Here is an 11,019-nt window from a genome sequence, read left to right as displayed (position 1 = left end):
GGCGCTGGCCGATCTGGACCGCGGGTTCGTGCTGCACCCGGCGCTGATGGACATCGCGACGGGCTGGGCCATGGACCTGATCCCCGGCTATGACCGGGCGCAGCTGTGGGTGCCGTTGTCCTATCGCGCGCTGACCATGCACGCGCCGCTGCCCGCCGCCGTCGCCAGCCTTGTGACGCTGGCCAATGCGTCGGACGGCTATGCCAGCTTCGACGTGACGCTGACCGATCCGCAGGGCCGCATCCTGGTCGAGGTCGAGGGGTTGACCCTGCGCCGCCTGGACGCCGCCCCCGCGGTGCGCCTGGCCGCGCGCGGACCCGACATGGCCCAGCCCGCACGGCCCGGTCAGGAACGACTGGCACGCATGGTCGCGCAGGGCATTCCGCCCGCACGCGGACCCGCGCTGCTGGAACTGGCGCTGCAGGCGGGCTTGCCGCAGATCGCCATCTCCAGCATGGACCTGCCGCAGCTGATCGCGCAGGAGACCCGCAGCAGCCGTGCCCGCGCCACCGGCGCCAGCACCAGCTTTGAGCGTCCGGACCTGGACAGCGACTATGTCGAGCCGCGGACCGACCTGGAACGCAGCATCGCGGGCTTCTTCCGCGACCTGCTGGGCGTGCAGCAGGTGGGCGTCGATGACGGGTTCTTTGACTTGGGCGGCCATTCGCTGATCGCGGTGCGGCTGTTCGCGATGATCCGCAAAGCTTATGCGGTGGACCTGCCGCTGGCGACGCTGTTCGAGGCCCCGAACGTCGCGGCCTTGGCCGCCCTGATCGAGGCGCGGATCGGTCCGCGCTCCGACAGCGCCCAGGGACAGGTCGTGGCCATGACGCCGGCGCAGACGACCAGCTTTACCCATCTGGTGCCGATGAGCCAGGGCGCCGCCGGGGGCGGCACGCCGCTGTTCATCGTCGCGGGCATGTTCGGAAACGTGCTGAACCTGCGGGCGCTGGCGCAGCGCCTGTCCCCCGACCGCCCGGTCTGGGGCCTGCAGGCCCGCGGCCTGTTCGGCGACGCCGCCCCGCACAAGACCTTGGCCGAGGCCGCCACCAGCTGCATCGAGGAGATCCGCCAGATCCAGCCGCAGGGCCCCTATCTGGTCGCGGGCTTTTCCGGCGGCGGCCTGACCGCGCTGGAGATCGCGCGCCAGCTGCAGGCCGGCGGCGAGCCCGTGGCGCGGCTGGTCATGCTGGACACACCCGTGCCCATGCGCCCGACCCTGACGCGCAAGGACCGCCTGATGATCCGTGCCGCCGAGATCCGCCGCGAGGGGCCGGGTTTCTTGTCCCGCTGGCTGCGAGAGCGGATGGCCTATGAACGCACGCGCCGCCAGCAGGTGCCGCAGGCCGATTCCGCGGGCTTCCACAACGCCGCGATCCACGCGGCCTTCCTGGGTGCGCTGCCGCAGTTCGACATGCAGGTCTGGGACGGTCCGGTGACGCTGTACCGGCCGCGGCTGGACCGGCAGTTCAAGGTGTCGGGCGGGATGCATGTCAGCACCGCGCGGGAATACGTGTTCGAGGACAACCTGTGGTCGCCCTGGATGCCGGACCTGACGGTCGTCGAGGTGCCGGGCGATCACGATTCGATGGTGCTGGAACCCTGCGTGCGGGTCCTGGCCGACCGGATGCGCAAGGACCTGGCACAGGGCGACAAGGCGATGACCCGGAGGGCCGCAGAATGAGCGTGGGAGCGGTGCATGTCATCATCCTGAACTGGCGCAGCGCCCAGATGTCGCTGCGTGCCGCAGAGGCCGCAGTCACCGCGATGGACGGGATCGAGGGCGTCATCTCCCTGGTCGACAACGATTCCGGCGACGGCAGCTTTGAGGACATGAGCAGGCAGGCGGCCGACCGCGGCTGGACCGAGGGCAACCGGCTGCGGGTGCTGCAATCGGGTCATAACGGCGGCTTTGGGGCGGGCAACAACGCGGCGCTGCGCGTGCCGACGGACCGGCCCTGTGACCTGGTGCTGATCGTGAATTCGGACGCGTTCCTGGAGCGGGATACGATCGCGCGGATGCGGGCGCACATGCTGGCGCATCCGTCCATCGGCCTGCTGGGATGCCGGGTCGTGGGCGAACACGGCAACCACCACACCACCCATTTCCGCTTTCCCACCGCGGCCAGCGAATTGGAGGACGCGGCACGGACCGGACCGATCTCGCGCCTTCTGGCGCGCCATGTCGTGACCGTGCCGATGCCGCCGGTCGCCGCCCCGGTGGACTGGGCCGCAGGCGCCGCCCTGATGATCCGCCGGGACGTCCTGGATGCCATCGGCGGCTTTGACGAGGCGTATTTCCTGTATTTCGAGGAAACCGATTTGTGCCTGCGCGCCGCCAAGGCGGGCTGGCCGACGCATTACCTGCCCGACGCCCGTGTGATGCATATCGGGTCGGTCAGCACCGGCATGAAGGAATGGTCCCTGCCGCCGGACTATTGGTTCGCCTCGCGCGAACATTATTTCCGCAAGAACCACGGGCGCGTCTATGCGGTCGCGGCGGTGCTGGCCCATCTGGCGGGCCTGACCGTGCGGCGCCTGCGCGCGATCCGCCGCGAAGACCAGACCATGCCAAAGGGGCAGGCGCGCGCGCTGATCCGCCACGCGCTGGCCCCAAGCCGACCCCGACAGATTTTCCGACCCGGAGACAGACCGTGACCCAGCTTGAATTCGCACTGATCGGCAACGCCTCGCTTGCGCTGGAGGCGGCGCGGATCCTGACGGGGCGCGGTCACGTGCTGCGCTCGTTCACGGTCGAGGATCCGGCCCTGGCCGCGGCGGCGCGGGCGCAGGGCCTGCCGGTGGGTCCGGTGGCGGAATGCGACTATATCCTCAGCGTGGCGAACCTGACGGTCATTCCGGCGCAGACGTTGGCCTTGGCGCGCCGCGGGGCGGTCAATTTCCACGACGGCCCGCTGCCCGAACGGGCGGGGCTGAACGCCCCGATCTGGGCGCTGCTGGACGGGGCCGACAGCCACGCGATCACCTGGCACCGCATCGGCGGCGGCGTGGACGAAGGTCCGGTCCTGCTGCGCGTGCCCGTCCAGATCGCGCCCGACGACACCGCGCTGACCCTGAACGCCCGCTGCTGGGAGGCCGCGCTGAGCAGCCTGCCCGACCTGATCGACATGCTGGAACGCGGCGACGACCAAGGCACCGTGCAACCCCATGCGCCACTGAAACGCCACATGCGGATCGACCGCCCCGCGGGTGCCGCGACGCTGGACCTGGCGCAGGATGCGGACAGCTTGGCGCGGCTGGTTCGCGCGCTGGATCACGGCCCCTACTGGAACCCGATGCTGCGCCCGCGGCTGCGCACCGCGCGGGGCATTCTGCTGGTGGACGGGGCGGAACCCGTTCCGGGCACCCCGACGGCCCAGCCCGGACAGGTGACGCAGGTCGGCGAACATGACATGGTGGTCGCAACGGGACAGGGCGGCGCGCTGCGCCTGTCCGACCTGCATGGCACGGACGGGCAGCCTGCGGCGCATGGCCTTTCCGTGGGCGACCGCCTGCCGACCGGTCCCGCCGATCCGGCCGTGGATGCGGCCATCCGCGACGCCGCCCGTGATGAGCCGTTCTGGCGCAAGCGCATGGCGCGCCTTGCCCCGGTGGTGGTTCCCGAAGCCGCACTGTCGGACGCCCCGGCGGATTGGCAGGCGGACGGCCTGACCCTGCCCCGCCCGCTGCCCGCCGCCACGGTCCTGGCCGCGCTGGTGGGTGCGTTGGTGCGGATGACGGATCGTCCGCCTTTGACATCGGGCTGGCGCCGCATCTGCCGGACGGCGTGCGCGACCACATGCTGGGCTTTCGCCCGCTGCCCGTCGATGCCGATGACCAGACGCTGAACGCGCTGGCCGCGACGCTGGACCGCGACCGCCGCGCGCTGCTGGACCGCGCACCGGTGCTGGCCGACCTGATCGCCCGCGCGCCGGAACTGGGGCGTCCAGGGACCCCCGGTCTGATCCTGGCCTCAGGGCCGCAGGATGCGCCGACCGGTGCCGCGATCTGCGTGGCGCTAAAGGAGGGTGACCAGTCTCGTGTGCAGGTCTGGTGGGACCGCGCGCGCCTGTCGCAGGCCGCATGGCGCGCCATCGCCAACGTGACCGAGGCTCTGGCCGCCGCCGATCCGTCCCTGCCGCTGGACAAGGCCCCGACCCTGTCGGCCGCACACACGGCGACCGTGGCTCGCGACGACCGCGATGCGGGTCCCGACGCGCCCGCGACGATCCAGGACGCCTTTGCCGCACAGGTCGCGCGGCGCCCCGATGCCGACGCGCTGATCTTTCGCGGAGAGCGGCTGAGCTATGCCCAACTGGACCAGCGCGCGACCCATCTGGCGCGACAGCTGGCCGCGATGGGCGTCGGGCCGGGCGTGCCCGTGGGCCTGTTCGCCCCGCGCGGGCTGGGTCTGGTCGTCGGCGCGCTGGCGATCCTCAAGGCAGGTGGCGCCTATGTGCCGCTGGACCCCGACTATCCGGCGGACCGGCTGCAGCATTACATCGCCGACAGCGGCGCGCCCGTGGTCGTCGTCGACCCGGCGATCCTGTCGCGCCTGCCGGCACATCAGGCCCGCGTGCTGCCGCTGGACGCCAAGGGCCCCGAGGCTGATCCGCAGCCCGCGTCGGGCCAGGATCTGGCCTATCTGATCTATACCTCCGGCTCGACCGGGACGCCCAAGGGGGTGATGGTCGAGCACCGCAACGTGGTGAACTTCTTTGCCGGGATGGACCGGTCGCTGGCCTCGCCCGAACCGGGCACGTGGCTGGCGGTGACCAGCCTGTCATTCGACATTTCCGTGCTGGAGATCTTCTGGACGCTGACCCGCGGCTGGAAGGTCGTGATCGCGGGCGACCTGCTGGGCGGTGCCGCCGCCGAACCCGCGACCGGCAGCCGTCAGGGCATGCAGATGTCGCTGTACTACTGGGGCAACGACGACGGGGCGGGCCCCAAGAAATACGAACTGCTGCTGGAGGGCGCGAAATTCGCCGACCGCCACGGTTTTGTCGCCGTCTGGACGCCAGAGCGGCACTTTCACGCCTTTGGCGGCCCCTATCCGAACCCCTCGGTCACCGGGGCGGCGGTGGCGGCGGTCACGCAGAACATCGCGGTGCGCGCGGGGTCCTGCGTCGGTCCCCTGCACCACCCGGCCCGCATCGCCGAGGAATGGGCGGTCATCGACAACCTGACCAACGGGCGCAGTGGCATTGCCGTCGCATCGGGCTGGCAGCCCGACGATTTCGTGCTGCGCCCGCAGAACACGCCCCCCGCGAACAAGCCTGCGATGCTGCAGACCATCGACCAGGTCCGCAGGCTGTGGCGCGGCGAGGCGGTGGAGTTTCCGCGCGCCGACGGCACCCCCTTTGCCGTCGTGACCCAGCCCCGCCCCGTGTCGGCCGAACTGCCGATCTGGGTGACCACGGCCGGCAACCCCGAAACCTGGCGCGAGGCCGGACGGCTTGGCGCGAACGTCCTGACCCATCTTCTGGGCCAGAGCATGGACGACATCGCCGCCCGCATCCCGGAATATCACGCGGCCCTGCGCGGCGCGGGCCATGATCCGGCCGATTTCACCGTCACGCTGATGCTGCACAGCTATCTGGCCGACACGCGCGAGGCCGCGATGGAGACCGCACGCGAGCCGATGAAGGATTACCTTCGCGCGGCCGCCGCGCTGGTCAAGCAATATGCCTGGGCCTTCCCGGCCTTCAAGAAGCCCGCGGGCGTCACCGACGCGATGTCGCTGGACCTGTCGAACCTGGACCCGGACGAGATGGAGGGCATCCTGGATTTCGCCTTCCTGCGCTATTTCAACGACAGCGGCCTGTTCGGGACAGTGGACGATGCCGAGGCGCGGATCGCGGCCCTGCGCAAGATCGGCGTGACCGAGATCGCCTGCCTGATCGACTATGGCATCGCGCCGTCGATGGTTCTGGACAGCCTGCGGCACCTGGCAGTGCTGCATGACCGCGTGAACCCGGTCACGACCGAGGCCGCCGATTACGGCATCGCGGCCCAGATCACGCGCCACAAGGTTTCGCATCTGCAGGCCACCCCGTCGATGGCGCGCCTGCTGCTGGAGGACGCGCCGTCCCGCGCCGCGATGGCGGGGTTGAAGACCATCGCCCTGGGCGGAGAGGCCCTCAGCCAAGGGTTGCTGGCCGATCTGCGTCGCAACGGCTCGGCCCGCGTCCTGAACATGTACGGCCCGACCGAGACGACGATCTGGTCTGCGGTCGCCGATCTGGGCACGCAGGCCGACGATGTCTGGCTGGGCGATCCCATCGCCGCCACCAGCCTGCACCTGCGCGACCCGCAGGGAGAGGCCGTGGCCGACGGCGTCGCGGGCGAATTGTGGATCGGCGGGGCGGGCGTCACGCGCGGCTACTGGAACCGCCAGGCGCAGACGGATGCGGCCTTCCCGCAGACCGCGCAGGGACGGCTGTACCGCACCGGCGATCTGTGCCGGCGCGACAGCACCGGGCGCCTTCGGTTCCTGGGCCGCATCGACCAGCAGGTCAAGCTGCGCGGCTATCGCATCGAACTGGGAGAGATCGAGACCCGGCTGGCCCGGCTGCCCGGCGTTCGCGATGTCGCCGTCGTGGCCAAGGGTCAGGGGCCGGGCGACCGGCAGCTGATCGGTTACGCCACCGGAGACGCGCTGGACGGGGCGGCCCTGCGCGCGGCGCTGTCGCGTGAGCTGCCCGATTTTATGGTGCCGCTGCAGATCCACGTTCTGCCCGAGATGCCGCTGACGCCGAACCGCAAGATCGACCGCAAGGCCTTGGCGGCAGCCGACGCCGCGCCCCCGGTCCGCGTCGCACCGCCACCGCCGCCTCCGGTCGCCAAAGTCGCGCCCGTCGCCGCCCCGGCGCCCGAGGTTAAGGACCTGCAGTCACGGATCGGCCAGATCATGGCGCGCATCCTGGGCCTGCCCGAGGTCCGCGAGGACGACAACTTCTTCCAGCTGGGCGGGCATTCGCTGCTGGCGGTGCAGTTGCATCGGACCATCCGGGACGAACTGGCGGTGACACGCAGCTCTATCACGGACATCTTCCGGTTCCCGGTGCTGCGCGATCTTGCGGCGCATCTGGGCGGCACGCGCGCCACGGCCGCGGCCCCCGCCCCGGTGGTCGCCGCCCCCGTGCCCACGCCGGATGCGCGCCAACCGGAACCGGCAGCTGCGGGCGACATGATGGCCGCGCGCCGCGCGCTCCGCGCGCGCATGCGCCCCACGGGTCAAAGCTGACCCGCAACGCGTCGGCCGGGCAACCGGCCGGCGGGCTACTTATATTCGATCAGCGTTCCCCGGCGATTGCGCAGCCGGTTCAGATGGAACTGAACCGCGCCCATCGCCTCCGGGAACTTGCCCAGCAGCGTATAGACGGCTCGCTTGCGACCCAAGCGCCGCGACAGGCGCACGGCCTGCAGCGGATAGACCAGCAACAATGCCAGCATCACGGGATGCACCAGCAACGCGCCCAGAACGGCCACGACCGGCAGGATCAGGCCCCAGATCAGCGCGCGCCGGGTTTCGGCAACCCAATGCCGTTCGGGCGGCGCGCCGTGCAGGGCTGCGCCTTCCGCAAAGGCGTGTCCCGCGCGCTTGCTGCGCCGCCACCATTGGCCGAACCGGGTGATGTCGGCGTCGTGCAGCGTCATCTCGACCGGCAGCCTGCGGATGCGCCACCCGGCGGCGCGCAGGCGGACGCACATCTCTGGCTCCTCTCCGGCGATCAGCGATTCGCGAAAACCGCCGACGGCGCGGATCGCATCGTGGCGAATCAGCATGTCGCCCCCGACGGCACGGGCGTCCCCCACCGGTGTGTCCCATTCCAGATCGCACAGCCAGTTATAGACGGTCCGGTCGGGGAACAGCTCTCTTCGCCGCCCCGCGACAACCGCCAGTTGGGGATCGCCCTGCAAGGCCGGGACGGCCGCCGGCAGCCATTCCGGCTGCAACATGCAATCGCCATCGATGAACTGAATGAATTCCGTCGGATCGGCGGCGATGGCCCTCAACCCGGCGTTGCGCGCACGGGCTGCGGTGAATGGCAGCTTCATGTCCAGGTGCACGACCTGGACGCTCATGCCCTGCGCGAATTCCGCACTGCCGTCGGTCGATCCCGAATCGACGTAGACAATCCGGGACAGCTGCTGCGACAAGGCGCGCAGGCAGGCTTGCAGGCGCGCCCCCTCGTTTCGTCCGATGACGATCGCGGTGACGGGATAGTGCGGGTAGGATGTGTCGGAATGTGCGGACAAGTCGATCTGCTTCATGCAATGTGCCTGACGATATGATACGAAACGGCGTCAAGACGAAAGAAAGAAGTTGAGAATGGACGGTACCAGCGCGCGCAGGCATGACCATCTGAAGGCGTGGTCGGAATTGCCGCAGATCGAGATGCCGCAGAAGGCCGCACTGCGTGCATTGATCGCGGACGATCTCGGGTCCGAACGCAGCAGGTCGTACGACCTTTTGCGAACGCGGATGCTGCCCGAGGTGACGGACCGCGGCTGGTCGCGCATCGGCGTCAGCCAGGCCAAGCCGGGCCTGGCATCGTCGCTGACCGCGTTGAACCTGGCCCTGTCCGAGGCGCGTCGCCCGGACCGCCATGTCCTGCTGATCGACCTAGATATCTTCCATCAACCCATTCTGGCCCGGTTCGGTCAGGCCGGCGCACCGACCGGGCCGCTGTTCCGGGTCCGCACCATCACGCCACAGCTTGCCTTTGCGACCGTGCAGGCCGCCCCGGATTCCGCCGCGATCACGCTGCTGTCGCCGCAGTTCCAGCAGGCCCTGACGGATATCATCACCAGAATGGCCGCCGACGTGACCATCCTGCACCTGCCGCCCTGTCTGTCCGACGATGCCGGGCTGGCGGCGCTGCCGCTGGTCGACACCGTCCTGCTGGCCATCGACGGGCGCCGCGACACCGCGGCCGATCTGCGCCGCTGCGAGTCGCATGTCACCCGCCATTGCCCCGTGCTGGGCCTTTTTCTTCATAACGCCGAGGCTTGAATGGGACCGATTGTCGGAACACGCGAATTCATCGGAATGCTGACGCGTCGGGGTCCGGTGATGGCCGCGCTGCTGGTCGTCTGCGTGCTGGTCGCACTGGCGCAGGCGCTGGCCCTGCCCCGTGCATATGAATCCATCGCGGTGCTGCAGGTTCAGCCCACCGTCCTCAGCGGCGGCGTTGACAGCGGCGACACGGCGACCCGCCTGCGCACGATCGAACAGCGGATCATGGCGCGCAGCAACGTGCTGGACATGATCGACCGCTTTGCCATGTATGACGACACGCCGCTGAGCGAGGATGAAAAGGTTGCGCAGTTTCGTCAGGACGTGCGCATCAACTTCGTTTCGGGCGTCACCGCAGCCGCAGGCTCGACGGAGGAGGTTTCGGCCATCCAGGTGACCGCGCAGACCGGCACCGCCGCCAATTCCGCAAATCTGGCGAACGATATCATCGACCAGATCCAGACCGGCAACCTGAGAGAGCGCGACCAGCGGCTGAATGAACTGATCGGCACCCTGGAAACCCAGGACGAGCGCGCGGTCGAGGCGATTGCCAGCGTCGAGGCCGATCTGGCCGCCTTCCGGGCAGAGAATGTCGACCGGATGCCCGAGAACCTTGAATTCCTGGCCGCCGAACAGACCCGCCTTGAGGGTCAGCGCACCGAGCTGATCCGCACCTTGCAGGCACTGGAACGCGAACGTCTCGGGCTGGAGATCGGGACGTCCGAAGTGGGCCGCCAGGAACCCTTGGCACAGCAGTTGCGCATCCTTGAGGTGGATCTGGCCCAGGCCCGGCGCACGCTGGCCCCAGACCACCCCGAGGTGCTGCGCTTGCAGACGCAGATCGATGCGCTGCGCGATGGCGGCGACCAGCAGTTGCCGGTCGGACAAAGCCGCCAGATCGACCTGATCCGGCAGCAGGAGGAGTCGCTGCAGCTGGAACTGCAAGCCATCGACCGCCGACTGCCGCTGATCGCGTCGCACGTGGCCGGCATCCCGCAGGTGTCGGAAATGTTGTCAGATTACACGCGCCGGCTTGCCGCGTTGGAAATCCCGCGCATGGCGATTGCCGAGCGGTTGTCCCGCGCCCGTCTGGACCAGAGCCTTGTGACCAGCGATTATGGCCAGCAGATGATCCTGCTGGAAAGCGCGACCGAGGCGGAATATCCGCTCAGTTCCGGGCGGCGCCGAGTGGCGATGCTGGGTGTCATCATGGGGCTGGGACTGGCACTGATGTCCGGTTTCCTGCTGGAGGTCCGGCGTCCCGTCCTGCGCACCCAAGCGATGGTGACGAAATACCTGGGCGTTGCCCCCATCGCCGCAATTCCGTACCGGCCGACGGCACGGGAACAGGTGATGGAGCGCGTCCGCAGTGCCACCAGCATCGTCATCCTGTTGGCGGGCGTCGTGGCGGCAGTTGTGATGTTCCTGAACCGCTAGGTTTTCGCGCGCATCGTCCTTTCGGATCGATGCGCGCGCTTGCCATGAGGCGATCAGATGAAGTCGAACACGCCGTGCAGCAGGACCGAATCCCCGCCACCGAAGTTCAGCAGGGTCCCGTCCCGAACCTCGGTCGCGGAGTAGCTCCGCCCGCCCAGGTCCAGCACGTCGCGGCCCGTCTCGAACCCATAAACGCGATCGGCATCGTCGCCGGCGCGGAAGATCAGCACATCGCGATCGCCGTCTCCGTTGTAGCCGTCACCGATCCAGATGTCGTCATCACCCTGACCGCCCCGGATCGTGTCCTTGCCCATCGATCCGTCCAGCGTGTCGTCACCACGGCTGCCCAGCAGCCGGTCGTGACCCCACCGGGTGTTGAAGTTCACGCCGGCACCGGTGTCAGAAACACGCGCTTGCGATGCATTGATGGTGTCATTGCCCGAATGCGTCCAGCCAAGCTCAAAATTGACGAAGCGCAGGCTGGCATCTCCGCCGATGCTGGTGTTGGCATTGCCCGAAAACGCACCGTTCGACAGCACGCGGTCGACGGTGACGGA

8 protein-coding genes are annotated in these 11,019 nt (G+C 69.1%); 6 read left to right on the top strand and 2 right to left on the bottom strand.

Going from position 1 to position 11,019, the window contains the following annotated elements; translation table 11 throughout:
- The 4 genes from TY51_RS16810 to TY51_RS16800 form a co-directional block, all read left to right on the top strand.
- Positions 1-1,684: thioesterase domain-containing protein (locus tag TY51_RS16810; protein WP_042251667.1), on the top strand; the 1,684-nt coding region annotated here is incomplete at its 5' end.
- Positions 1,681-2,658, top strand: coding sequence for a glycosyltransferase family 2 protein (locus TY51_RS16805; protein WP_042251664.1), 978 nt, complete (start codon positions 1,681-1,683; stop codon positions 2,656-2,658). The genes TY51_RS16810 and TY51_RS16805, both read left to right, overlap by 4 nt.
- Positions 2,655-3,848, top strand: a complete 1,194-nt coding sequence (locus tag TY51_RS22205; RefSeq protein WP_156118094.1) for a formyltransferase family protein — start codon at positions 2,655-2,657, stop codon at positions 3,846-3,848. Before TY51_RS16805 ends, TY51_RS22205 begins: the two co-directional genes overlap by 4 nt.
- On the top strand, positions 3,788-7,249 hold the full coding sequence (locus tag TY51_RS16800) for a MupA/Atu3671 family FMN-dependent luciferase-like monooxygenase (RefSeq protein ID WP_231559115.1): 3,462 nt from the start codon (positions 3,788-3,790) through the stop codon (positions 7,247-7,249). Before TY51_RS22205 ends, TY51_RS16800 begins: the two co-directional genes overlap by 61 nt.
- 35 nt (positions 7,250-7,284) lie before the next feature.
- On the opposite strand, the gene TY51_RS16795 is transcribed toward TY51_RS16800, so the two are convergent.
- Complete coding sequence (locus TY51_RS16795; RefSeq protein WP_042251662.1) at positions 7,285-8,280, bottom strand: glycosyltransferase family 2 protein; 996 nt, start codon at positions 8,278-8,280, stop codon at positions 7,285-7,287.
- 58 nt (positions 8,281-8,338) lie between these two features.
- On the opposite strand from TY51_RS16795, the gene TY51_RS16790 reads away from it, so the two are divergent.
- The gene (locus tag TY51_RS16790; RefSeq protein WP_042251659.1) at positions 8,339-9,022 is read left to right on the top strand and encodes a tyrosine-protein kinase family protein; all 684 of its coding nucleotides are present in this window, start codon (positions 8,339-8,341) and stop codon (positions 9,020-9,022) included.
- Positions 9,023-10,462, top strand: a complete 1,440-nt coding sequence (locus TY51_RS16785) for a hypothetical protein (RefSeq protein ID WP_042251655.1) — start codon at positions 9,023-9,025, stop codon at positions 10,460-10,462. It abuts the gene before it with no gap.
- A gap of 53 nt (positions 10,463-10,515) precedes the next feature.
- Here TY51_RS16785 and TY51_RS22860 read toward each other — a convergent pair.
- Positions 10,516-11,019: hypothetical protein (locus TY51_RS22860; RefSeq protein ID WP_042251653.1), on the bottom strand; the 504-nt coding region annotated here is incomplete at its 5' end.

Origin of the sequence: Paracoccus sp. PAMC 22219 (assembly GCF_000787695.1) — a bacterium.
GTDB lineage: Bacteria > Pseudomonadota > Alphaproteobacteria > Rhodobacterales > Rhodobacteraceae > Paracoccus.
Note: the sequence above shows the minus strand (reverse complement) of the source record. Positions and strands in the feature narration are given on the sequence as shown.